22 protein-coding genes are annotated in these 23,692 nt (G+C 64.9%); 6 read left to right on the top strand and 16 right to left on the bottom strand.

The features are described from left to right. Together B7X65_RS17655 and B7X65_RS17650 are read left to right on the top strand one after the other, a co-directional pair. A partial coding sequence (locus B7X65_RS17655) for a HupE/UreJ family protein (protein WP_293595605.1) occupies positions 1-415 on the top strand: 415 nt, incomplete at its 5' end. A 20-nt stretch (positions 416-435) separates the two neighbouring features. Further along, positions 436-1,110 carry a transmembrane anchor protein gene (locus B7X65_RS17650; protein WP_293595604.1) on the top strand — a complete coding sequence of 225 codons (675 nt, stop codon included), beginning with the start codon at positions 436-438 and terminating at the stop codon, positions 1,108-1,110. A 137-nt stretch (positions 1,111-1,247) separates the two neighbouring features. Here the strand turns inward: B7X65_RS17650 and crcB are convergent, their stop codons facing one another. From crcB to B7X65_RS17600, 10 genes are all read right to left on the bottom strand, one after another. Continuing rightward, a complete protein-coding gene (gene crcB, locus B7X65_RS17645; protein ID WP_293595603.1) occupies positions 1,248-1,634 on the bottom strand; it encodes a fluoride efflux transporter CrcB in 387 nt (128 codons plus the stop codon). A 23-nt stretch (positions 1,635-1,657) separates the two neighbouring features. Next, positions 1,658-2,026 (bottom strand): monovalent cation/H(+) antiporter subunit G, encoded by a 369-nt coding sequence (gene mnhG, locus B7X65_RS17640; RefSeq protein WP_293595602.1) that lies wholly within the window; start codon positions 2,024-2,026, stop codon positions 1,658-1,660. Next, positions 2,023-2,301, bottom strand: a complete 279-nt coding sequence (locus tag B7X65_RS17635) for a K+/H+ antiporter subunit F (RefSeq protein ID WP_293595601.1) — start codon at positions 2,299-2,301, stop codon at positions 2,023-2,025. The genes mnhG and B7X65_RS17635 overlap by 4 nt, the downstream gene beginning before the upstream one ends. Beyond that, on the bottom strand, positions 2,298-2,789 hold the full coding sequence (locus tag B7X65_RS17630) for a Na+/H+ antiporter subunit E (protein WP_293595610.1): 492 nt from the start codon (positions 2,787-2,789) through the stop codon (positions 2,298-2,300). Before B7X65_RS17630 ends, B7X65_RS17635 begins: the two co-directional genes overlap by 4 nt. Further along, positions 2,789-4,486: a monovalent cation/H+ antiporter subunit D gene (locus B7X65_RS17625; protein ID WP_293595600.1), complete on the bottom strand. Its 1,698-nt coding sequence runs from the start codon at positions 4,484-4,486 to the stop codon at positions 2,789-2,791. Before B7X65_RS17625 ends, B7X65_RS17630 begins: the two co-directional genes overlap by 1 nt. Continuing rightward, positions 4,483-4,863 (bottom strand): Na+/H+ antiporter subunit C, encoded by a 381-nt coding sequence (locus B7X65_RS17620; protein WP_293595599.1) that lies wholly within the window; start codon positions 4,861-4,863, stop codon positions 4,483-4,485. Before B7X65_RS17620 ends, B7X65_RS17625 begins: the two co-directional genes overlap by 4 nt. Beyond that, a complete protein-coding gene (locus B7X65_RS17615; RefSeq protein ID WP_293595598.1) occupies positions 4,863-7,808 on the bottom strand; it encodes a monovalent cation/H+ antiporter subunit A in 2,946 nt (981 codons plus the stop codon). The genes B7X65_RS17620 and B7X65_RS17615 overlap by 1 nt, the downstream gene beginning before the upstream one ends. Positions 7,809-7,914: 106 nt before the next feature. Then, entirely contained in the window at positions 7,915-9,216 is a 1,302-nt protein-coding gene (locus tag B7X65_RS17610; RefSeq protein WP_293595597.1) for a TRAP transporter large permease subunit, read from the bottom strand. Between the two features lie 7 nt (positions 9,217-9,223). Then, positions 9,224-9,733: a TRAP transporter small permease gene (locus tag B7X65_RS17605; RefSeq protein ID WP_293595596.1), complete on the bottom strand. Its 510-nt coding sequence runs from the start codon at positions 9,731-9,733 to the stop codon at positions 9,224-9,226. A gap of 9 nt (positions 9,734-9,742) precedes the next feature. Then, positions 9,743-10,711, bottom strand: a complete 969-nt coding sequence (locus B7X65_RS17600) for a TRAP transporter substrate-binding protein (protein WP_293595595.1) — start codon at positions 10,709-10,711, stop codon at positions 9,743-9,745. Positions 10,712-10,869: 158 nt separating this feature from the next. Here B7X65_RS17600 and B7X65_RS17595 point away from each other — a divergent pair, with 158 nt between their 5' ends. The 3 genes from B7X65_RS17595 to B7X65_RS17585 all read left to right on the top strand — a co-directional run bounded on the left by B7X65_RS17595 (position 10,870) and on the right by B7X65_RS17585 (position 15,678). Further along, complete coding sequence (locus B7X65_RS17595) at positions 10,870-11,409, top strand: winged helix DNA-binding protein (protein ID WP_293595594.1); 540 nt, start codon at positions 10,870-10,872, stop codon at positions 11,407-11,409. Between the two features lie 21 nt (positions 11,410-11,430). Next, positions 11,431-15,042, top strand: a complete 3,612-nt coding sequence (locus tag B7X65_RS17590; RefSeq protein ID WP_293595593.1) for a hydantoinase B/oxoprolinase family protein — start codon at positions 11,431-11,433, stop codon at positions 15,040-15,042. A 90-nt stretch (positions 15,043-15,132) separates the two neighbouring features. After that, positions 15,133-15,678 carry a DinB family protein gene (locus tag B7X65_RS17585; RefSeq protein WP_293595592.1) on the top strand — a complete coding sequence of 182 codons (546 nt, stop codon included), beginning with the start codon at positions 15,133-15,135 and terminating at the stop codon, positions 15,676-15,678. Positions 15,679-15,789: 111 nt separating this feature from the next. Here B7X65_RS17585 and B7X65_RS17580 read toward each other — a convergent pair whose 3' ends face one another. The 6 genes from B7X65_RS17580 to mtnP form a co-directional block, all read right to left on the bottom strand. After that, positions 15,790-16,728, bottom strand: a complete 939-nt coding sequence (locus B7X65_RS17580; RefSeq protein ID WP_293595591.1) for a succinylglutamate desuccinylase/aspartoacylase family protein — start codon at positions 16,726-16,728, stop codon at positions 15,790-15,792. Between the two features lie 260 nt (positions 16,729-16,988). After that, positions 16,989-18,065: a methyltransferase domain-containing protein gene (locus B7X65_RS17575; protein WP_293595590.1), complete on the bottom strand. Its 1,077-nt coding sequence runs from the start codon at positions 18,063-18,065 to the stop codon at positions 16,989-16,991. Next, entirely contained in the window at positions 18,062-18,763 is a 702-nt protein-coding gene (locus B7X65_RS17570) for a TIGR04282 family arsenosugar biosynthesis glycosyltransferase (RefSeq protein WP_293595589.1), read from the bottom strand. The genes B7X65_RS17575 and B7X65_RS17570 overlap by 4 nt, the downstream gene beginning before the upstream one ends. 7 nt (positions 18,764-18,770) lie before the next feature. Further along, a complete protein-coding gene (locus B7X65_RS17565; RefSeq protein WP_293595588.1) occupies positions 18,771-19,454 on the bottom strand; it encodes a TIGR04283 family arsenosugar biosynthesis glycosyltransferase in 684 nt (227 codons plus the stop codon). Between the two features lie 6 nt (positions 19,455-19,460). Further along, positions 19,461-20,423, bottom strand: a complete 963-nt coding sequence (gene arsS / locus B7X65_RS17560; RefSeq protein ID WP_293595587.1) for an arsenosugar biosynthesis radical SAM (seleno)protein ArsS — start codon at positions 20,421-20,423, stop codon at positions 19,461-19,463. A 20-nt stretch (positions 20,424-20,443) separates the two neighbouring features. After that, on the bottom strand, positions 20,444-21,322 hold the full coding sequence (mtnP, locus tag B7X65_RS17555; protein ID WP_293595586.1) for an S-methyl-5'-thioadenosine phosphorylase: 879 nt from the start codon (positions 21,320-21,322) through the stop codon (positions 20,444-20,446). 206 nt (positions 21,323-21,528) lie between these two features. Between mtnP and B7X65_RS17550 the strand changes: the two genes are divergently transcribed. After that, positions 21,529-23,691 carry an FAD-dependent oxidoreductase gene (locus tag B7X65_RS17550; protein WP_293595585.1) on the top strand — a complete coding sequence of 721 codons (2,163 nt, stop codon included), beginning with the start codon at positions 21,529-21,531 and terminating at the stop codon, positions 23,689-23,691. Position 23,692: the final 1 nt, after the last annotated feature.

Here is a 23,692-nt window from a genome sequence, read left to right as displayed (position 1 = left end):
GATCCTGGGCGTTTACTTCAACGTCGGAATCAACAGCTACCTGATCGACGCGATCATCGGTCTGTCCGTCGTCTACAAGGCCCTGGACAACATCGGTGCCTTCCAGCGATGGCTGGGGTTCCAGCCCAACACCAAGATCGCGACCCTGGTGTTTGGCCTGTTTCACGGCTTTGGTTTGGCGACCAAGATCCAGGAGTACGGGATCTCCCCCGACGGACTGCTACCCAACCTGCTGGCCTTCAACGTGGGTGTGGAAATCGGACAGCTGCTGGCATTGGCGGTCATCCTGATCGGCATGAGCTACTGGCGCCGCACACCCAGCTTCATCCGCCACGCCTACACCGCCAACGTCGCCATGATGAGCGCGGGCTTCATTCTGGTGGGCATGCAACTCACTGGCTACTTCGTGTCCTGAACACCCAAGGAATATTCAACATGTACAACAGCGATACCCCCCTGCGCGCCGAACTGCCTTCTTCCAGGCAGCTTGTGCGCTCTACCATCCTGGCCGCCATTTCGGCGCTGGTGCTGCTGGTTGCCGTCGTGCTTCCGGCCGAATACGGCATCGATCCCACCGGCATCGGTCGAGTCCTTCGCTTGACTGAAATGGGCGATGTCAAGCAACAGCTGGCGGCGCAGGCCGCAGCCGATGCTGCCACCGCGACGTCGGCAACACAGTCACCGGCAGCCGGAACAACGCGGGGCGTGGTTACTGCCAATGCGGTCGAATCACTCGCAAGCTCGACGGTGGCAACTGCCCCGAAGGAGACAACCCAGGCTGCCGCTCCCAAGATGGAATGGCGCGACGAGATGCCCGTTACCCTGACTCCAGGAGAGGGCACGGAAATCAAGCTCAAGATGGTCCAGGGCGCCAAAGCTCACTATTCGTGGGTCGTCGAGGGCGGTGTGGTCAACTTCGACACACACGGTGATGCGCCGGGCAAGTCGATCAGCTACGAGAAAGGCCGTGCGGTTGCGTCAGATGAAGGCGTGCTGGAAGCTGCATTCACGGGCAACCACGGCTGGTACTGGCGCAATCGGGGCAAGTCAAACGTCAAGGTCATCCTGCGCACACGCGGTGACTACACCGATATCAAAAAAATGATGTAAGGCAATGGGGCCGCGGTAGCTACCGCGGCCCCATTTCACTGCACGAGTCCACCCGGCGGTGATCTCATGGCATGGGCGACTTTACGGACAGGCTACCGGTGCTGCCGTCACACAAGAAAAGTGGCTCTAGCCCTTGCCTACTGTGCGCGGTAAGCTATCAAAAACAGAGCAGTTTTGATGCCCAGTACGGTCATGAGCAGCGAGCCCAGCACATGCAGCGCTGCCGTGCCCAGCGCCAGGCCGTAACGCTCTTCCAGCAGGAAGGTGACAACTTCAGCGGAAAAGGAGGAAAAAGTGGTGAGCCCGCCCAGAAAGCCGGTCACCAGCATCAGGCGCCAGACCGGGTCGAGCTGCGGCAGGGACTGAAAAAAGGCCAGGCAGATGCCGATCAGGTAGCCGCCAATCAGGTTGGCGGCCAGCGTGCCCCAGGGAATGAGGCCGCCGGGCGTCAGCCACAGCGCCAGGCCCCAGCGGGCCAGTGCGCCGGCGCTGGCACCCAGACAGATGGCGATGACTGCATGCATGGTGCGTCCGATCTTGGAGAAAGTTAAAGCTTATCCTGATCCGGCGCCCGGGCCGAGGTTGCGGCCGGTGGCACCGCGCCGCCCTTTTGCCGTTCGCGGAACAGGGTGGCGCGCATCAGGAAGATCGTCGTGACGGGCGCCGTCAGGGCTACAAACAGCGTGATCAGCACGGCGCGCAGGAACAGGCTGTCGCCCTGGACCGAAAAGTAGATGATGGTCGCCAGGGTGATGCACCACACGCCGACGGTTGCGCCCAGGGTGGGTGCGTGGATGCGGTGGAAAAAGGTCGGCAGCCGCACCAGCCCGAAAGAGCCGATGGCTGCAAAGGCGGCACCGACCACGGCAAACACGGCGGTGAGGACTTCGGCCCACAGCGGCAAGCCGGTGCTCATTCGATCACCTCGCCGCGCAGCAGAAACTTGCCAATGACGGTGGAGCCGAAAAAACCGAACAGCGCGATCAGCAGGGCGGTTTCAAAGTAGACGTTGCTGGCGTACACAATGCCCAGCACCAGCATCATCAGCATGCCGTTGATGTAGAGGCAGTCCAGCGCCATCACGCGGTCCTGCGCGGTCGGTCCGATCAGCAGCCGGGCGACCGCGCACAGCATGGCGACGGCCAGCAGGAAGAGGGCGAGTTTGAGTCCCCAGAAAAGAAAGTCGCTCATGATTCGAAAATCTCCATCAACGGGGCTTCATAACGCGTCTTGATCAGCGTGATGAAAGCCGCCTCGTCTTTCACCTCAAATACATGCAGCAACAGCCTGGAACGGTCAAACGACAACTCTCCCCAGGCGGTGCCGGGTGTCAGGCAGCAGATCATGGCCAGCATGGCCAGGGCATTCGGGTCGCGCAGCTGCAGCGGGATCTCCACGAAGTGGGCCTCGATGTCCGCCGTGCGCCGCGTCAGCAGCAGCCGGGCGACCGTCAGCGCCGAATGCAGCAGGTCGCCCATCACCCGCACGACCAGGCGCAGGGCGACACCTGGTTTGCGCATGCGCACGGTGGCGGGGCGCAGGCTGCGGGTCAGCAGAGGTACCGCCACGGCAAAAAACGCCGCCATCAGCAAGGTGGCCGCATCGAGTGTCTGGTTCAGCAGCAGCCAGACGACGAACAGCGCCAGCGACAGCGGCGGCGAAGGCAACCAGCGCCGCATCATGGCGAGACCTTCGGGGTGGGCGGATTTGGCACCTGCCGGGCGCCCATCACGGCGTTGCGGTAGGCGGCGGGTTTGAACAGGTTTTGCGCCATGGCGTTGGCGTGCTGCATGACCGGGCCGGCCTCGATGCTCAGGGCGACGCTGGCGGCCAGCAGCGCGGCGACCGGCAGCACCTCGAGGGCGCGCAAGGCCGGCATGCTGCTCACGGGCTGCGTCCAGAAGTAGCGGATGCCGGCGCGGCTCAACGCGACCAGCGTCAGGAAGCCGGACAGCAGCAGCAGCGCCAGAAAGCTCCATTTCGCCGGTGAAATCACGGGTGTGTCCAGCAGGGCCGACAACATGGCGAACTTGCCGACAAAGCCCGACAGCGGCGGCAGGCCGGCCAGCAGCAGCGTGCAGACCACGAAGGACAGGCCCAGAAAGGCAATGCCGGCCGGGATCTCGCGGCCGTAGAGCGCCTGCTGTTCGTCGTCGAGGTTCACGTTGTCGATGGCGGTCAGGTCTTCCGAGAGAAAGGGCGCGTTGCCTGCTTTCTCATGCGGGGCGATGCTGGCGCCCGCATTGCGCCAGCGTTCGATCATGTCGATCAGCAGGAAGAAGGCGCTGGCGGCCAGCGTCGAGCTGAGCAGGTAATACAGCGCGCCGGCCCAGACCGCAGGCTGTCCCAGGCCGATGGCGGTCAGCAGCGTGCCGGCGGAGATCAGCACGGCATACCCGGCCAGGTGCGACAGGCGCTGCGTGCCGGTGATGCCCAGCGCGCTGACGAACAGCGTGGACAGGCCGATGGCCAGCAGCACCTCCTGGCCAAACTGCGCCGACGCGCCGGTGTCGGGCGCGAACAGCACGGTCCACAGGCGCAGCACGGTGTAGATGCCCAGCTTGGTCAGCAGCGCAAAGACCGCACTGACGGGGGCCACCGCCGCGCTGTAGGCCGGCACCAGCCAGAAGTTGAGCGGCCAGGCGCCGGCCTTGGCAAAAAAGGCGGTGGCCAGAATCGCCGCGGCCGCGTGCACCAGACCGCGATCGGCCGCATCGAGCTTGGCAATGCGCAGGCCCAGGTCGGCCATGTTGAGCGTGCCGGTCACGCCGTACAGCAGCGCCGCACCGACCAGAAACAGCGACGAGGCCGCCAGGTTGATGGCGATGTAATGCAGGCCGGCGCTTACCCGCAAGCGCCCCGAGCCGTGCAGCAACAGGCCGTAAGAGGCCGCGAGCATGACCTCGAAAAAGACGAACAGGTTGAACAGGTCGCCGGTCAGGAAGGCCCCGTTGAGCCCCATGAGCTGCAGCTGCAGCAGCGGGTGAAAATGCACCCCCGCACGGTCCCAGCGCGAAGTCGAATAAATCGACACGGCGAAGGCGATCACGCCGGTCAGCGCCACCATCAGCGTGGACAGGCGGTCGGCCACCAGCACAATGCCGAAGGGTGCGCGCCAGTTGCCCGGCAGGTAGACACCGATGGAGCCGGGTCCGGTGCCGGTGTCCACCGCATTGACCCAGCGCAGCAGTGCCAGCGCGGCCAGCAGGCCGATCAGGCCGGAGACCACGGTGAGCGCTGCCTTGGTGCGGCGCCGGTGTTCGCCCAGCAGCAGCATCAGCGCGGCGGTCAGCATGGGAACGAGAATGGGCACGGCCACCAGGTGCGGCATGGTGGCCTCGAGCAGGCGGTCCAGCCAGTGCAGGAGTTCACTCATTCGGGCGCTCCCTTCACATGCACGCTGGTGTCATCCCCCGCGTCGTCCTTGCCGTCCACATGGTCGGTGCCGGCCAGGCCGCGCGAGGCCAGCATCACCACCAGGAACAGGGCCGTCATCGCAAAACCGATGACGATGGCCGTCAGCGCCAGCGCCTGCGGCATCGGGTCGGCGGTGTTGGCCAGCGTGGCGGTGATGCCGGGCACCAGCACCGGCTCGCTGTCAAGCTTGAGGCGGCCCATGCTGAAGATGAAGAGGTTGACCGCGTAGGAGATCAGGGTCAGGCCCATGATGACCTGGAAGGTGCGCGGGCGCAGCAGCAGGTACACGCCCGAGCTGGTGAGCACGCCGATGCCGAGGGCGAGGACGATTTCCATCAGGCGGGTTCTCCTTCGGAGCTTGCCTTCGCTTCGGCAGCGGCCTGGCGCTCGTTTTGCTCTTCGACCCAGCGGTGGCTGCGCACCGATTGGTGGGCCAGTGCCGTGAGAATCAGCATGGTGGACCCCAGCACGATAGCGAACACGCCGAGGTCGAAAAACAGCGCGCTGGGCACGTGCAGGCCGCCCAGCAGCGGCAAATGCAGGTGGGCGGTGTGGGTGGTCATGAAGGGGTAACCCAGCACCACCGCGCCGCCGCCAGTGGCCAGCGCAAGCAGCAGGCCGAGGGCGATCCAGCGGCGCGGGTAGATGCGCAGGTGTTCTTCCACCCACTCGGTGCCGGATACGATGAACTGCAGCAGCAGCGCGATCGACATCACCAGGCCGGCGACAAAACCGCCGCCCGGCGCATTGTGGCCGCGCATGAAGAAATACGCCGACACCAGCACCGACACCGGCAGCAGCAAACGCACCAGCACGGCCGGCACCATCAGGTAGCCGACAGCGGTGTCCACCGCACGGCGCGGGTTCAGCAGGTCGCTGCTGCCGTCGTCGACCTGCGCGCGCTGCTGCGCCGGCAGGGCCATGGACTCGATCGCTGGGCGGAAGCGGCGCAGCAGCGCGTACACCGTCAGGGCCACCACGCCGAGCACGGTGATTTCGCCGAAAGTGTCAAAGCCGCGGAAGTCCACCAGCATCACGTTGACCACATTGGTACCGCCGCCCTCGGTGAGCGCGCGCTTGAGAAAGAAGGGGGAAATGCTTTCCGGAAAACGCCGCGTCATCACCGTCCATGACAGGGCTGCCATGCCGGCGCCGGCCAAAACGGCGATGGTCAGGTCGCGCCCGCGCCGGCCCCACAGCCGAAGGCGCGTCTGCATGGGCTGGATGGCCACCTTGCGCATGGGGAGCCAGCGCAGGCCCAGCAGCAGCAGCACCGTGGTGACGGTTTCCACCGCCAGTTGGGTCAGTGCCAGGTCGGGCGCCGAAAACCAGATGTAGGTGATGCAGCACACCAGACCGGCACCCGAGGCCAGCATCAGCGCGGCCAGGCGGTGGAACTTGGCCTGCCAGGCGGCGGCGACGGCACAGGCCGCGCCTATGACCCAGGTCATGGCAAACATCGGTGAAAAGGCCAGCAGCTCGCGTTTGCCGCGTACGGCAGGCGTCAGCCACAGCGCGGCCGCGGCACCCGCGAGCGCGATCACCAGCAGGAGCAGCAGTTGAGATTGCAGGCGCCGCGTACCCAGCAGGTAGCGGCTGCGCCGGCCGGCCTCGCTGACGCGCGCCAGCACGTTCTCGAAAATGCGCTGACCGTCAAAACGGTGCAGCAGCGGTGTGTGCGCCAGATGGCCGAGCGCGCGGCCGCGGCGCTGTAGCAGGTAGAGCGCGGCGCCGCCGGCCATCGCGACAAAACTCATCAGCAGCGGCAGGTTCAAACCGTGCCAGACCGCGAGGCTGTAGGCCGGCAAGGTGCCGCCTACCACCGGCCGGGCCGCTTCGGCCAGCAGCGGGCCCACCGACCAGTGCGGTGCAACACCCACGACCAGGCAGACCAGCACCAGCAGCTCGACCGGCACACGCATCCAGTGCGGCGGCTCGTGCGGTGTGCGCGGCACATCGGGTCCGCAGGGCGGGCCGAAAAAAACGTCGAAAACAAAACGCGCCGAATAGGCCACGCTGAACATGCCCGCCAGGGTGGCGATGACGGGCAGGCCCCAGTTGAGCCAACCTGTGGACTGGATATACACCGTCTCGGCAAAAAACATTTCCTTGGACAGAAAGCCGTTGAGCAGCGGCACGCCCGCCATCGAGGCGCTGGCAATCACCGCCAGCGTGCCGGTGATGGGCATCAGCCGCATCAGGCCGCTGAGTTTGCGGATGTCGCGCGTGCCGGTTTCGTGGTCGATGATGCCGGCCGCCATGAACAGCGAGGCCTTGAAGGTCGCGTGGTTCATGATGTGGAAGACCGCGGCCACCGCGGCCAACGGACTGTTCAGCCCCAGCAGCAGGGTGATGAGGCCGAGGTGGGAAATGGTCGAATACGCCAGCAATGATTTCAGGTCACGCTGGAACATGGCGATGAAGCCGCCCAGCAACAGCGTGATGGCGCCGGCGCCGCCGACCAGCCAGAACCATTCACTGGTGCCGGAGAGCACCGGCCACAGGCGCGCCATCAGGAACACCCCGAGCTTGACCATGGTGGCCGAGTGCAGGTAGGCCGACACCGGGGTCGGTGCGGCCATCGCGCGCGGCAGCCAGAAGTGAAACGGGAACTGGGCACTTTTGGTGAAGGCGCCCAGCAACACCAGCACCAGCACCACGGTGTACAGCGGATGCGCCCGGATCTCGTCGCCCGAGGCCAGCACCAGGTCCAGGTCGTAGGTGCCTGTGATGCGCCCCAGTACCAGCACACCGGCCAGCAGGCACAGGCCGCCGGCGCCGGTGACCGTCAGCGCCATGCGGGCGCCGCGCCGCGCGTCGCGCCGGTGGTGCCAGTAACCGATCAGCAGGAAGGAAAACAGGCTGGTGAGCTCCCAGAACATCACCATCTGCACCAGGTTGCCGGACAGCACCACGCCCATCATGGAACCCATGAAGGCCAGGAAAAACGAGAAGAAGCGGGGCACCGGGTCCGATGCCGACATGTAATAACGCGCGTACAGCACGACCAGCGCGCCTATGCCGAGCACCAGCATGCAGAACAGCCAGGCAAAACCGTCCATGCGCAGCACGAGGTTCAGGCCAAGCGCCGGCACCCATTCGATCTCTTCCCGGATCACGTTGCCGCCGGCCAGCTGCGGGAACAGCCAGGCCACCTGCAAGGCGCACCCCAGGGCGACCAGGCCTGCCAGCGTCGATTCCCGGTTGCGGGCGTTGGCCGGTAACAGGGTGGCCAGCACGCTGGCAATAAAGGGAAGGGCGACGAGCAGGACGAGGGGCATCTCGCCTGATTCTATAGAGCGGCCCTGGTGCAGGCCGCCGGCAAACCTTTGCGCTGTCCAAGGCCTTTGGCAGGCCGATGCCTGGCCTGACGCTGGCGGTGAGGTTCTAGCGGCTCATCTGCTGCGGCAGCCAGGTGACGATGCCCGGAAAGACATAGACCAGGGTGATGGCCGCACACATCAGGAAAAACATCGGCAAGGTGACCTTGGCGATCCAGGGCAGCTCGCGGCCGGTCATGCCCTGCAGCACAAACAGGTTGAAGCCGACCGGCGGGGTGATTTGCGCCATCTCGACGACCAGCACGATGAAGATGCCGAACCAGATCGGGTCGATGCCGGCTTTCTGGATGGTGGGCATCAGCACGCCCATGGTCAGCACGACCATGGAGATACCGTCGAGAAAGCAGCCGAGCACGATGAAGAAGAAGGTCAGCGCCAGGATCAGCTGGCCCTGGCTCAGGCCCAGCGAGGCAATCCATTCGGCCAGGTGGCGCGGCAGGCCGATGTAGCCCATGGACAGCGTCAGAAAGGCCGCGCCGGCCAGGATCAGCGCGATCATGCAGTAAAGCCGCGTCGCGCCCATCAGGGCTTCGCGGAAGGTGCTCCAGCTCATGGAGCCCTGCAGCGCAGAGATGACCAGGGCGCCCACCACGCCGATGGCTGCCGCCTCGGTGGCCGTGGCAATGCCGGAGTAGATGGAGCCCAGCACCGAGGCGATCAGCAGCACCACCGGAATCAGCGCGCGTGAGGCCGAGAGCTTCTGCAGAAACGTCGTTTTTGCGTCGGCCGGGGGAATCTGGCCGGGGTTGCGCAGCGCCCAGACCACGATGTAGCCCGAAAACAGCAAGGCCAGCAGGAGGCCGGGCAACACGCCCGCAATGAACAGCCTGGCAATCGAGACCTCGGCCGAGACGCCATACACAATCATGATGATGGACGGCGGGATCAGGAGGCCCAGGGTGCTGGCGCCGGCCAGCGTGCCGACAATCATGTGTTCCGGATAGCCGCGGCGCTTGAGTTCAGGCAGCGTCATCTTGCCGATGGTGGCGCAGGTGGCCGCGCTGGAGCCCGACACCGCTGCAAAAATGGTGCAACCCACCACGTTGGTGTGCAGCAGGCGTCCGGGCAAGGCCTGCATCCAGGGCGCCAGGCCCTTGAACATGTCCTGCGAGAGCCGGGTGCGAAACAGGATCTCGCCCATCCAGACAAACAGCGGCAGGGCGGTCAGGGTCCAGCTTGAGGCGGAGCCCCAGATGGTGACGGCCATGGCGTCGCCGGCCACACGGGTGGTGAACAGCTGCATGCCTATCCAGGCCACGCCCGACAGCGTCAGGCCGATCCAGACGCCGGTGCCCAGGATGAAGAAGAGGGAGAGCACCAGCATGGCCATGATGGTCAGGTCGTTCATGGAATCCTTATTCGTTGCGCAGCGCTTCGCTGCTGGTGACGGCTGTTCGGCGGCCCCGGATCTCGAGCACCAGCTCGTCGATGAAGGCAATCACCAGGATGACCGCACCAAAGGCCATGGCAAGCTGGGGTATCCAGAGTGGCGTGGCATCGCTTCCGGTGGAGATGTCGTTGAACACGCGCGACTGCCAGGCCAGCTTGCAGCTGTAGACCGCAAACAGCAGGGCCAGCAAGGTGGCCGCGGCCAGGGCCCAGAGTTCCAGCGCTTTTTTCCAGCGGCCTTTGAGGGCGTTGACCAGCAGCGTCACGCGGATGTGTTCGCCGCGCTTGAGGGTGTGCGCCAGCGCGAGGAAGCCGCTGCCGGCCATCAGGTAGCCCGCGTAGGCGTCGGTGCCCGGAACATGGAAATGCAGTTGCCGGCTCACGATGGACAGCAGCACCATGACCAGCAGACCCACCAAAAAAAGCGCCGCCAGGGCGGCGGCGCTGTTGTAAATGCCGTCTAGCAGCTTGCGCATCGCGGCTATTTATTTGCGGTAGGCGTCAACCAGCGCCTGGCCTTCAGGGCCGGCTTTGTCCAGCCATTCCTTGAGCATCACGTCGCCGACTTTTTTCATGTCGGCCTTCAGGGCCGGCGAGGGCGTGACGATGTTCATGCCGTTGGCCTTGAGCGTGTCCAGCGACGCGGTGTTGACACGTTTGGACGCTGCCCAGCCGCGCACTTCAGCCTCGGCGGCCGCCTTGAGCACGGCCTGTTTGGTGGCCGCGTCCAGCGCGTTAAAGGCGGCCTTGTTCACGATGACCGCATTTTTCGGCAACCAGGCCTGGGTGTCGAAGAAGAACTTGAGGTGTTCGTAGGTCTTGCTGTCCACGCCGGTGGAACCTGAGGACATGTAAGACTCGACCACGCCGGTTGCCAGCGCCTGTGACAGCTCGGAGGCCTGGATGGTCACGGGCTGGGCACCCACCAGCTCGGCGATACGCGCCGTGGCCGGGCTGTAGGCGCGCCATTTCACGCCTTTGAGGTCGGCGGCGGCGTTCAGCTGCTTCTTGGCATAGATGCCCTGCGGGGGCCAGGCCACGGCGTAAAGCAGGGCCATGCCCTGTTCGCCGAGTTTCTTTTCGAGCAGCGGTTTTTGCGCCTGATACAGCTTCATGGCCGAGTCGTAGCTGTCGGCCAGAAAGGGCAGCCCGTCGGCGCCAAACAGTTGCGACTCGTTCTGGAAGTTGACCAGCAGGATTTCGCCGGCCTGGGCCTGGCCGCCCTGTACGGCACGCTTGATCTCGGGCGCCTTGAACAAGGATGCGTTGGCGTGGACTGTGATCTTGAGCTTGCCACCGCTGGCCTTGTCCACGTCATTGGCGAACTGCACCAGATTTTCACTGTGGAAATTGGTGGCGGGGTAGGCGGCGGGCAGGTCCCACTTGGTCTGGGCAAAGGTGGCGCCGGTGGCAAGGGCCAGGCTGGTGGCAAGGGTCAAGAGGCGAAGCTTCATGGTGACTCCATTGGTTGAGTTGATGGGACGGACTTTACGCGGCTAAAGAGGGGATGATGATGGGTGTTTCCCCTAAGTGTCAACAATTCGTTGATAAATTGTCATTCATCTGCCTACAATCTGCCGCATGCAACATCAATGCCAACAGGAGTGGGGTCATGTCAAAAAAGCCGGTCGATAAGGCTGCGAGCCCGGAGCGCTCGCCCATTGTTTCTTCTGCGCACCTGGTATCGCCGCACAGTTCGGAGATGAGTGAGTTTGAATTCGGGCTGATCGTGGCGGGCAACGCCTTTCATCGGTGGATCGTGCACTGTATGAGTGCTGCCGGCCTCAAGGACCTGACGCCGCTCGATGTTCTGGTGCTCCACCATGTGACGCACCGCGCGCGAGACAAGCGGCTGGCGGACATCTGTTTCATCATGAACGTCGAAGACACGCACCTGATCAACTATTCGCTCAAGAAGCTGCTCAACCTGGGAGTGGTTGAGTCGAGCAAAAACGGCAAGGAGGTCACCTACGCATCGACGGAAGCGGGCCGTGCCCATGTGCAGCGCTACCGCGAGATCCGTGAGTCCTGCCTGATTGATGCGATGAATGCAGATGACGGATTGAACCGCGATATTGGCGAGCTGGCGCGTCTGCTGCGTGTGCTCTCCGGCATGTATGACCAGGCTGCGCGGGCTGCAGCCTCCCTTTAAGAAACCATCAAGGTAACGAACATGGCAACCGAAACGGCAACGGCAATGGCAATGGAAAAGAAGCGCTGGCAGTTCTGGATAGACCGCGGCGGCACATTCACCGACATCGTGGCCAAACGCCCCGACGGTTCGCTGGTCACGCACAAGCTGCTGTCGGAGAACCCCGAGCAGTACCGCGATGCCGCCGTGGCCGGCATCCGCCACCTTCTGGGCCTGAAGGCGGGCGAGCCGATTCGCGCCGATGTGGTCGACTGCGTGAAGATGGGTACCACGGTGGCCACCAATGCCTTGCTTGAACGCAAGGGTGAGCCAACCCTGCTGGTGACGACGCGCGGCTTTCGCGACGCGCTGCGCATCGCCTACCAGAACCGGCCGCGGCTGTTTGACCGCCACATCGTGCTGCCCGAGCTGCTCTACAGCGCCGTGGTGGAAGCGCACGAGCGGGTCGGGGCCCAGGGTGATGTGCTGCAGGCGCTCGACGAAACGCTATTAAAGCAGGAGCTGCTGGCGCAGTACCAGAAAGGGCTGCGCAGCGTTGCGATTGTTTTCATGCACGGCTACCGCTACACCGACCATGAAAAGGCGGCAAAGCGGATTGCGCAGGACGTGGGTTTCACGCAGATCAGCACCTCGCACGAGACCAGCCCGATGATGAAATTCGTCAGCCGCGGGGATACGACCGTGGTCGATGCCTACCTCTCGCCCATCCTGCGCCGCTATGTAGAGCAGGTCGCCGGCGAGATGCCCGGAGTCAAGCTGTTTTTCATGCAGTCTTCGGGGGGACTGACCGACGCCCATGTGTTCCAGGGCAAGGACGCGATCCTGAGCGGGCCGGCAGGCGGAATTGTCGGCATGGCCCGCACCGCGGCGATAGCCGGCCATACCAAGGTGATCGGCTTCGACATGGGCGGCACCTCCACCGATGTCTCGCACTACGCCGGGGAGTTCGAGCGCGAGTTTGAAACCCAGGTCGCCGGCGTGCGCATGCGCGCACCCATGATGAGCATTCACACCGTGGCGGCCGGCGGCGGCTCGCTGCTGAAGTTCGACGGCGAGCGCTTCCGCGTCGGGCCGCAGAGCGCCGGTGCCAACCCCGGCCCGGCCAGCTATCGCCGCGGCGGCCGGCTTGCCGTGACCGATGCCAACGTGATGGTGGGCAAGGTGCAGCCGCGTTATTTTCCCAAGGTGTTCGGCCCGAATGCCGATGAAGCGCTCAGTTACGAGGCGGTGGAAACGCAGTTCAACGAACTGGCCGGCCAGACCGGGCGCAGCGCCGAGGTCGTGGCCGAAGGTTTCATCAACATCGCGGTGCAGCAGATGGCCAATGCCATCAAGAAGATCTCTGTCGCCCGCGGGTACGACGTGACGCGCTACACCCTGCAGTGTTTCGGCGGCGCCGGCGGGCAGCACGCCTGCCTGGTGGCCGACGCGCTGGGCATGACCAGGGTGTTTGTGCACCCGCTCGCCGGCGTGCTCAGCGCCTACGGCATGGGTCTGGCTGACCAGAACGTGATCCGTGAACAAGCGGTGGAGCTCAAGCTGACTGAGTCAGCTGTGCCCGAAATTGCCGCAACGCTCGAAGGCCTTGCAACGACGGCGCAGGTCGAACTCCAGCGCCAGCAGGTCAGCCTGGGGCCCATCACCATGCACCGCCGCGTGCATGTGCGCTACGAGGGCAGCGACTCGGCGCTGGTGGTTCCCTTCGGCACGCTGGACCAGATCGAGGCGAGTTTTGAAGCCGCCTACCGACAGCGTTTTGCCTTTCTGATGCAGGGCAAGGGTCTGGTGGTCGAAGCCGTGTCGGTTGAGGCTGTTGTCGCTGGCGATGCGCCGGCTGAGCCACGCCACCACACGCACGAACCACGTGAAGTGCCGCGCCGGGAAACGGTACGCATGTATTCGGGCGGCCAGTGGCACGATGCCGCGCTGGTGGTGCGTGAGGATCTTCAGCCGGGCGACATTATTTCCGGCCCGGCCATCATTGCCGAGAAAAACGCGACCACCGTGGTCGAACCCGGCTGGGAGGCCGCGCTGACGGCACTGGACCATCTGGTGCTGGACCGGCGCGCGGAGCGTGCGATCAAGTTTGCAGCCGGCACGACGGTGGATCCGGTGCTGCTGGAGGTATTCAACAACCTGTTCATGAACATCGCCGAGCAGATGGGCCTGCAGTTGCAGAACACCGCCTACTCGGTCAACATCAAGGAGCGGCTGGACTTCAGCTGCGCGTTGTTCGACACCGAAGGCAACCTGATTGCCAATGCGCCGCACATGCCGGTGCACCTGGGTTCCATGGGTGAAAGCATCAAGACGGTGATCCGCGAGAACGCCGGAAAAATGCAGCCGGGCGACGTCTATGTGCTCAACGACCCCTATCACGGCGGCACGCACCTGCCCGACATCACGGTGATCACGCCGGTCTACCTGGGCAACGCGGACCTGCCGACCTTTTATGTCGGCTCGCGCGGTCACCATGCCGACATCGGCGGCACCACGCCGGGTTCCATGCCGCCGTTTTCGACACGCATCGAGGAAGAGGGCGTGCAGATCAACAACGTCAAGCTGGTCGAACGCGGTGTGCTGCGCGAAGCCGAGATGGTGGCGCTGCTGAAAAGCGGTCAATACCCTTCGAGGAACCCGCAGCAGAACATGGCCGATCTGAAGGCGCAGGTCGCCGCCAATGAAAAAGGCGTGCAGGAACTGCGCAAGATGGTGGACACCTTCAGCCTGGAGGTGGTGCTGGCCTACATGCGCCATGTGCAGGACAACGCCGAGGAGTCGGTGCGCCGCGTGATCACCCGGCTGAAGGACGGCGCTTTCACGCTGCCGCTGGACAACGGCGCGCAGATCCAGGTGGCGATCCGGGTGGACACGAAAAACCGCAGCGCCGAGATCGACTTCACCGGCACCTCGCCCCAGCAAAGCAACAACTTCAATGCCCCCACGGCGGTGTGTATGGCGGCGGTGCTCTACGTGTTCCGCACGCTGGTGGACGACGACATTCCGCTCAACGCGGGCTGCCTGAAACCGCTCAAGGTCATCATCCCGGCCGGCTCCATGCTGAACCCGAACCCACCGGCCTCGGTGGTGGCGGGCAACGTGGAAACCTCTACCTGCATCACCAATGCGCTGTATGGCGCACTCGGCGTGATGGCCGCCAGCCAGTGCACCATGAACAACTTCACCTTCGGCAACGAGCGGCACCAGTATTACGAAACCATCTCGGGCGGCAGCGGTGCTGGCGATGGCTTCGACGGCACGTCGGTGGTGCAGACCCACATGACCAACTCGCGCCTGACCGACCCCGAGGTGCTGGAGTTCCGCTTCCCGGTGCGGCTGGAGAGTTACGAGATCCGCCAGGGCTCGGGTGGCGCCGGGCGCTGGCACGGCGGCAACGGCGGCGTGCGGCGCGTGCGTTTTCTCGAACCCATGACCGCGAGCATTTTGTCGAACGGCCGCAAACACGGCGCGTTTGGCATGGCCGGGGGTGAGCCGGGCCAGGTCGGCCGCAATGTGGTGGTGCGCGCCGGCGGGCAGATCGAGGCGCTGGAGCACATCGGTCAGGCAGAGATGTTGCCCGGTGACATCTTTGAGATCCACACGCCGGGCGGCGGCGGCTTCGGCAAGCCATGAGGCGAGGCTTCATTTGCTGATGTGTGGTAAAAAACGCTTTCGGCCCTTATTCCACGGGCGCAGGCAGCTATCAATTCAGGAGTGACGGGCATGGATGCGGCATTTGCGGACAACTACCGCTTTCTGGCAAAGTACAACCGCTGGATGAACCAGCGCCTGTTCGACGCCTGCGATACCCTGGGCGACGAAGAACGAAAACGCGAGCGCGGTGCTTTTTTCGGATCCCTTCACCGCACGCTCAATCACCTGGTGGTGGCTGACCAGATCTGGCTGCGGCGTTTTGCGCAGTGCGGCCTGGACCACGGCGTCACGTTCGCCAGCCTGAACGGGGCCGTGCTGGATCTGCCGGCGGGCAGCCGGCTGGACACCGTGCCGTTTGACGACTGGCCCGCCTTGCGCGCCAAGCGCGAGCAGCTCGATGCCGCGATCGAGGCCTGGGTGGCGGACATGCCCGAGGGCTATCCGCAGTTCACCATGACCTACAGCAACAGCAAGGGCGTGCCGCGCGCCCACCCGGCCTGGCAGGCGATGACGCATTTCTTCAACCACCAGACGCACCACCGCGGGCAGGCGACCACGCTGCTGATGCAGGCCGGCGTGGACGTGGGGGTGACGGACTTGATTGCGCTGGTGTAAGGCGGGGCTGCGTCCACGCCGGTGGCGTCTGCCGTCGTTACCCGTGCTTTCATGGCCTTCTGACGTGGCGTTGTCCCGCTTCGAAGTTCCTTCACTTCGTGGCAAGACCCCTCACATCGCCCGCGTCAGATACACCGCTTCGCGCCCGACAATCGGCTCCCGGGTCGGCATGAACACCGTGCAGCCGTCGCACGGTGAACGCACTTCTTCCGCATTGCCGTCGGTGGCGATCAGCTCGCCCTTGTGGAAGGTCTCAAAACCGAGCAGGGGCTTGACGAAGCGGAACTCGCTCGTCAGCACCATGCGGGTTTGCAGCAGCTCGAAGCGGCGTTGCGCGGGCAGGGCGGAAGGCGCGGCGGTGTGTTCGATCAGGCCGAAGTGGGCCAGGAAGTCCAGCGTCACCTGGGTCGCCACATCGGCCGAGCTTTGGGCGAAGTGCTGGCCGCATTCCACCACCAGCGCCGCGCCGGCGTTGCTGCCCTGTTGGCCATGGCGACCGTGCTGGATCAGGGGGGTGCCTGAGCCCAAACCGTCCGGCATCACCAGGTGGACAGCCGGCCTGCCTATGGCTTGCGCAACGGCCGCGTTGCGCTCGAAGGCGGGGTAGACCCAGAAGGGTTCCACGGCCTGCGAGGTCGAGTGGATGTCCAGGATGTGGTCGGCCGCTGCAATCACCGGGCGCAACTCGCGTGCGCGGCGCAGCTCGGGACTGTCTTCGGGGCCGTCCAGCCACTCGTCCGACCAGACGCGGTTGAGGTTGTGAACCACCTGGCGGTTGTCGTAGGGCTGGTCGGGGTTGAATGCGTTGTAGGCCTCGATATGCGCAAAGCTGACGGTGAGCGTGCCGATCAGCGGCCGGATGCCGGCATCCAGCAGATGCGTGGCCGCGACCATGCCGCAGATCTCGTTGCCGTGGGTCAGTGCGTTGACCAGCAGGTGCGGGCCGGGCCGGCCCGAGGCGAAGCGGTGAACGTAGTCGATGCCGGTGTTGCCCGCCCGGTAGGCGGACAGGTCGCGGGGAAGAACTTCGAGGGGCAGTTCAGAGGTCAATGGAGTCCTTCGGTGGTGGAGGTGGGTGGCGCCTTGCGTCACCAAATGCTAAATAAATAATAGCTGAATATCGCGCATGGGCTGACGCGACGGGGCTGCTTTTCATCAGGAATGGCTTGTTGCGCAGGCCCGGTGCGACCGCCGGGGTACTCCCCGGCCTGGGGTCAAACACCTCGGGGCAGGCAGACTGCAGGACGATTGTTGTCGAGGTCAGAAACAGGGCGACGGCGATCGGTAGCTACCCCGTGGTTTGACGCAAATCAGCAGCAGCCAGCCGGCCCGCAAACGCTGGCGATGCTGCCCGGCGCGCCGTCAAACGGCAGGCTGGTGCCGCAGCCTTCGAAAATGCCATAGTGCGTGTCGAAGTTGCCGATGAAGCTGAAGTGCGGCGCCAGGCGCGTGCCCTGCAGCATGTGCCAGGTGTTGCCGCAGACCGGGAACACCTTGCCGGTCTGGATGTCGTGGTGTTTGTCGAGCACAAAGCGGCCCGTCTGGCCGGGGATGCTTCCCTGGTAAATCACCGCCTGGCCATAGTCTTCACAAGCGGTCTCCAGCGCGGCCAGCTTGAACAGCCGCCAGGTGGCCGAATAAAAGCGCAAGTTGCCGGTGCGCGCCGCAAGTTGCGGGTCGGTGATGTCCAGCGGCCGGTCTTCCACCAGGCGCGGGTCGGCAAAGCCGTGGCCTTGCGCCAGGCGTTCGAAGTCTTTCCAGTACAGTGCGCCGCCCAGGCATTCGCCATACAGCACCGGGTCGTTTTTGACCGCGGCCGGCACGCGGCGATCGGCATACACATCGGAAAAGTAGAACTCGCCCCCGGGCTTGAGCAGGCGCTGCACGCCGGCGAGCACCGCGTCCTTGTCGGGTGAGAGGTTGACCACGCAGTTGGAGACGATCACGTCGAAGCTGCCGGGCGCCAGGCCGAGTTCGTCCAGCCGTTCGATGTAGCCGTGCAGAAACGCGACATTGTCGTAGCCGAACAGCGCCGCATGGTGGGCCTGGTGCGTGCGCGCCACGGCCAGTTGTTCATCGGTCATGTCCACGCCGACCACCGAGCCGGTGGGCCCGACCAGTTGTGCCAGCGCATACACGTCGCGGCCGGAGCCGCAGCCGAGGTCGAGCACGCGGCAGCCCTCCAGCAGCGGCGGGCAGACCAGGCCGCAGCCGTAATAACGCGACAGCACCTCGGGATGGATGCGCGCCAGCAGCGGCTTGAGCCACTCGGGCATGCTGCTGACGTCGCAGCAGGCGCTGGTCTTGAGGTCTGCCGTGCCCTGCAGCTGGCGGCCGTAGTAGTCGGTGACGATGTCGTAGGTGTTGCTGTTGTTGTCGTTGCTCATGGGCGTTCTTCCGGAAATGAATTTGCTATGAAATCAGGAGCTGGTGGCGCTTGTACTGATTGGGCTGGAGGCCGATTTGGTTTGATGTTTTGGACCACGAAGCCGACCGGCAGGTGGGCCAGGTCCGCCGCTTCGTCGATGTCGTGCAGCACCGGCCCCTGCCAGACGCGCAGGCCCAGCGCGCTCAGGCGCTGCAGTGTTTCGGCAGCGACGGTGGATGTGCTCCACGCCATCTGCCTGAAGATGGCGGGGCAGGGCGCTCGCAGGCCGATCAGCACATAACCGCCGTCGGCCACCGGCAGCAGCACCGCGTCGTGTTGCGCCAGTTGCCGGGCCGCCTCGCGCAGGTGCGCGCTGCCAAGTGCCGGACAGTCGGTGCCGATCAGCAGCACCGGGCCGGGGTGCAGGGCGAGGGCGCGCTGTATCGCACGGTCCATGCGTTCACCGAGGTCGCCGTCGCCCTGCGCCGTGTAGTCCACACCTTCAGGCAGCGCCACGCCCTGCCAGGCCAAGTCACCGGGCGCCGGGCTCATACACAGCTCCACCGCGTCCAGGCCCGCCGCCAGGGCCTGCTGCAGCGTGTGCGCCAGCATGGCACGCGCCAGCGCCGCTGCGCCGTCCGCACCCAGCGCCGGGATCAGCCGCGTCTTGACGGCGCCAGACTGGGGCGCCTTGGCAAAAATCACCAGGCGGGTCATGGCGCGTTCACCGGTAGAGGTCCGCAAGCCGCTCGGGCGCTGCGCCGCGCCAGTAGGCAAAACGCAAGCGCCACATCAGCAGCACGGTTCGCCAGACGCCGCGGCTTTCCCAGCGCCGGCCCGAGGTCTGCACTTTGGCGTTCAGGCAGGCCGGGCGCGACAGTTTGAGCAGGCGCCGGGACATCTCGATGTCTTCCATCAGCGGCTGGGCCGGGAAGCCGCCCACGGCCTCGAAGGCCGCGCGCGTCATGAACATCGCCTGGTCGCCGGTGGCGATGCCGGTCAGCCGCGAGCGCAGGTTCATCAGGGCGGCGATCAGTTTGAGCATGGGGGGGCGGCCGGTGATGGCCACATCAAAACGGCCCCAGACGCGCGAGCCGCCGGCCAGGGCTTCGCTGATCAGCGCGTCGGCGCCGTCGGGCAGCACGGTGTCCGCGTGCAGAAACAGCAAGACATCGCCACTGGCCTGCGCGGCCCCCGCGTTCATCTGCAGCGCCCGGCCGCGCGGCGCGTGGACAAGCTGTGCGCCGCCGGCTGTCGCCAGCGCGGCGCTGCGGTCGCTACTGCCGCCGTCGGCCACGATGAGCTCGGCGCCGCGTGCCCGCAGCGGTGCCAGCGCATGCAGGGCGTCACCCAGGCCCGCGGCTTCGTTGAGCACGGGCAAAACCACGGATAGGCGCGCCGCTGCCATGGCGGCTCAGTGCTCCAGCGCGCCGCCGCAACTGCTGCCCTGGCCGGCGGTGCAGCCATAACAGTGGCCCGCCACACGGATGGGCTGCTCATCGATCCCGCTGCCGAGCAGGTCACGCAGATGGCGCTGCAGGCCCGAGGTGCCCAGCGGCAGGCCGAGCTGCTGGTTGAAGTCGCAGTCCGACAGCCAGCCCTGCCAGTCCACGCTGACGGTGTTGCGGCACATCACGCCGGCCAGGTTCTGTTCCTGAAAGCTGCCCTTGAGCAGGTCCATGTAGTTGTCAAACGTGCCCTTGGACACCAGGGTCGAGCCAAAGCGCTGGATGGGCATGTTGGTCAGCGCATACAGCTCGTTGAACACAATGCCGAAATGCGCCAGCAACTCGCGCTTGTAGTCGGCCTGCAGCGCCTGCTGGTCGGGCGGCAGCGACGGGCCCTGTGGGTTGTAGACCAGGTTCAGCGACAGGCCGGAACCGGCCTGGCCGTAGCCGAGCCGGTTGAGTTTTTGCAAGGCCGCGATGCTGAGGTCGAACACACCTTCACCGCGCTGCTTGTCGACATTGGCGGCCGAGTAGCAGGGCATGGAGGCCACGATGTCCACGCCTTGCTCTGCCAGGAATTCGGCCAGCCCTTCCTGCCCGGGCTCGAGCAGGATGGTCAGGTTGCAGCGGTCGATCACACGCACACCCTGCGCGCGCGCAGTGCGCACCAGCTCGCGAAAGCCCTCATGCAGTTCGGGCGCGCCGCCGGTCAGGTCCAGCGTGCCCAGGCCGCGCGCGACCAGCACCTGCGGGATCAGTGCCAGGGTGTCCGCATCCATCATTTCGGTGCGGTTCGGACCGGCGTTGACATGGCAATGCAGGCAGCTCTGGTTGCATTGGTAGCCGAGGTTGACCTGCAAGGTGTCGAGCTTGCCGCGGCGGATGGCCGGGAAGGGCGTTTTTTTCAACAAGGGGAGGGTGTCGTGCATAAGCGGATGTCCATCAAAAGTCAGGGCAGCAACGCGGCCAGGCGTGCGCGCACCTCGGGGGCCATGGCGTCGGGCTGGGTGACCAGCGCGTTGTGCAAGGCGGTGTGGGCCTCGCTGGCCGGTTGCTCGGCTCCCAGCAGGCGTATCGCCTCGGCCACCACCTGCTGGGCGCGGCCCGCATTTTTCAGCAGGTTGGCCAGCGCCATGTTGGCGTTCACCTGCGCCTCGCGCGGGTGCCAGCAATCGAAATCGGTGACCATGGCCAGTGTGGTGTAGGCGATCTGTGCCTCGCGGGCGAGTTTGGCCTCGGGCATATTGGTCATGCCGATCACGCCCGCGCCCATGCTGCGGTACCAATGGGATTCGGCCAGGCTGGAAAACTGCGGCCCCTCGATACACACATAGGTGCCGCCTTCGTGCAGGGTGACGCCGTGGCCGGAGGCATCGGCAGCCAGCACGCTGCGCACCGCACGCGCCAGCACGCCGGCGGCAGCGGGGCAGACCGGCTGGGCCATGGAGACATGGGCGACCGCGCCCTGGCCGAAGAAAGTGCTGTCCCGGCGCTTGGTCAGGTCGATGAACTGGTCGGGCAGCACCATGTCCAGCGGCTTGAAATCCTCGCGCAGCGAACCCACGGCCGACACCGAGACGATGTAACGCACGCCGAGCTGCTTCATGGCGTGGATGTTGGCGCGGTACGGAACTTCGAAGGGCAGCAGGCGGTGGCCACGCGCATGACGGGCCAGGAACACGGCTGGAACGCCGTGGACGCTGCCGGTGACCAGCACGTCGGAGGGCGCGCCGAAGGGCGTGTCCATCACATGCTCTTGCGCGTCCTGCAACGCGTCCATCTGGTAGAGGCCGCTGCCTCCGATGATGCCTACCAGTGCCTGGGTCATGTGGGGGATTTCCTTGGGGATGGGTGAATGTCAGGCTCAGACAGGGATTTTGAGCGGATTTTGAGGAAGCAGTGTTAGCCTCGCGTTAAACCCATTTTCCTGCTTGGTCGCTGCCGGGCGGGATTTCTTACACCGCCCACGCCTGGTTTTGTAAGAATCGGCGTTTTCGCCCGACAACATCTACAGAACACACACCGGGGACGGACTTGAATTCACGCAAACTTGTCATTGCCGTGCTGCTGCTGGCGGGCATAGGCGCCTTTTTTGCGCTGGATCTGGGCCGTTATTTGAGCCTGGCTTTCCTCAAGCAGAGCCAGATGTCTTTCCAGGCGGTTTTTGAGCAGAAGCCGGTGTGGGTGACGCTGGTGTTTTTTGCGGTTTACGTTGCCGTCACCGGCTTGTCGCTGCCGGGCGCCGTCATCATGACACTGGCGGCTGGCGCCGGTTTTGGTCTGGTGCTCGGGACCATCGTGGTGTCTTTCGCCTCGACCCTGGGGGCGACGCTGGCCATGCTGGCGGCGCGTTACCTGCTGCGGGACAGCATCCAGGCCCGTTTTGGCAAGCGGCTGGACGAGATCAACAAGGGCATAAAGAAAGAGGGTGCGTTTTACCTGTTCTCGCTGCGGCTGATCCCGGTCGTGCCGTTTTTTGCGCTCAACCTGCTCATGGGGCTGACCCGCATCAGAACCTGGACCTATTTCTGGGTCAGCCAGCTCGGCATGCTGGCCGGCGCCGTGGTGTATGTGAATGCCGGCACGCAGATCGCGAAGATCGATTCGCTGCAGTCGATTGCCTCGCCGGCGCTGATCGGCTCCTTTGTGCTGCTTGGTCTGTTGCCACTGGTCGTCAACAAGCTGCTGCAGTTTCTCAAGCGCCGCAAGGTCTATGCACGCTGGGCCAGGGTGCGCCCCACGTCCTTTGACTGCAACCTCATCGTGATCGGCGCCGGCGCCGGTGGTCTGGTCTCGGCCTACATCGCTGCGGTGGTCAAGGCCAAAGTGACGCTGGTGGAAGCCCACAAGATGGGCGGCGACTGCCTGAACTATGGCTGCGTGCCGTCCAAGGCGCTGATCCGCAGCGCCAAGCTGGCGCAGCAGATGCGTCATGGTGCCAGTTATGGCCTGAGCAACAGCACGCCGGTGTTCAGTTTCAAGGCGGTGATGCAGAGGATTCAGGCGGTCATCCGCGCCATTGAACCGCATGACAGCGTCGCGCGTTACACCGGCCTGGGTGTGGAGGTGCTGCAAGGCCATGCGCGCATCGTCAACCCCTGGAGGGTGGAGATCACCCTCAACGACGGCGGCACCCAGATCCTGACAACACGCAGCATCGTGATCGCAGCGGGTGCCCGGCCTCTGGTACCGCCCTTGCCGGGGCTGGAAGAGGCTGGCTATGTGACCAGCGACACCCTGTGGGAGGCTTTTTCGCAACTCGACGAAGTGCCCCGGCGCCTGGTGATCCTCGGCGGCGGACCGATAGGCTGTGAACTGGCGCAGGCCTTTGCCCGGCTGGGTTCGCAGGTCACGCAGGTCGAGATGGCGCCGCGCCTGATGTTGCGTGAAGATGTGGAGGTGTCGGAACTGGCGCGCCAGGCGCTGGCCGCCGATGGTGTGTCGGTGCTGACCGGCCACAAGGCCTTGCGCTGCGAAACCTCGAATGGCGTGAAAACCCTGGTCGTCGAACACGGCGGCAGCGAACAGCGGCTGGACTTTGACCAGCTGATCTGCGCCGTCGGGCGGGTCGCACGGCTGGAGGGCTACGGGCTGGAAGAACTCGGCATCCCGGTGCAGCGGACGGTGGACACCAACGACTACCTGCAGACCATGTACCCCAACATCTATGCGGCGGGCGACGTGGCCGGGCCCTACCAGCTCACCCATGTGGCGGCGCACCAGGCCTGGTACGCCGCGGTCAACGCGCTGTTTGGCGAGTTCAGGCTGTTCAAGGCCGATTACTCGGTCATTCCCTGGACCACCTTCATCGACCCGGAGGTGGCGCGTGTCGGCCTGAACGAACAGGAAGCGCGGGAGAAAAACATCGCCTTTGAAGTGACCCGTTATGGCATGGACGACCTGGACCGAGCCATTGCCGACGGCGAGGCGCGCGGTTTCGTCAAGGTGTTGACGGTGCCGGGCAAGGACACGATTCTGGGCGTGACCATTGTCGGCACCCATGCCGGCGACCTGCTGGCCGAGTATGTGCTGGCCATGCGGCACGGCCTGGGGTTGAACAAGATCCTCTCCACCATCCACACCTACCCGACGCTGGCCGAGGCCAACAAATACGCGGCCGGCGAATGGAAACGCGCGCACCAGCCCCACCGACTGCTCGAATGGGTGCGCCGCTACCACGACTGGAAGCGGGGTTGAC

Source organism: Polaromonas sp. 39-63-25 (assembly GCF_002278925.1).
Taxonomy (GTDB): Bacteria; Pseudomonadota; Gammaproteobacteria; order Burkholderiales; family Burkholderiaceae_C; genus Polaromonas.
Note: the sequence above shows the minus strand (reverse complement) of the source record. Positions and strands in the feature narration are given on the sequence as shown.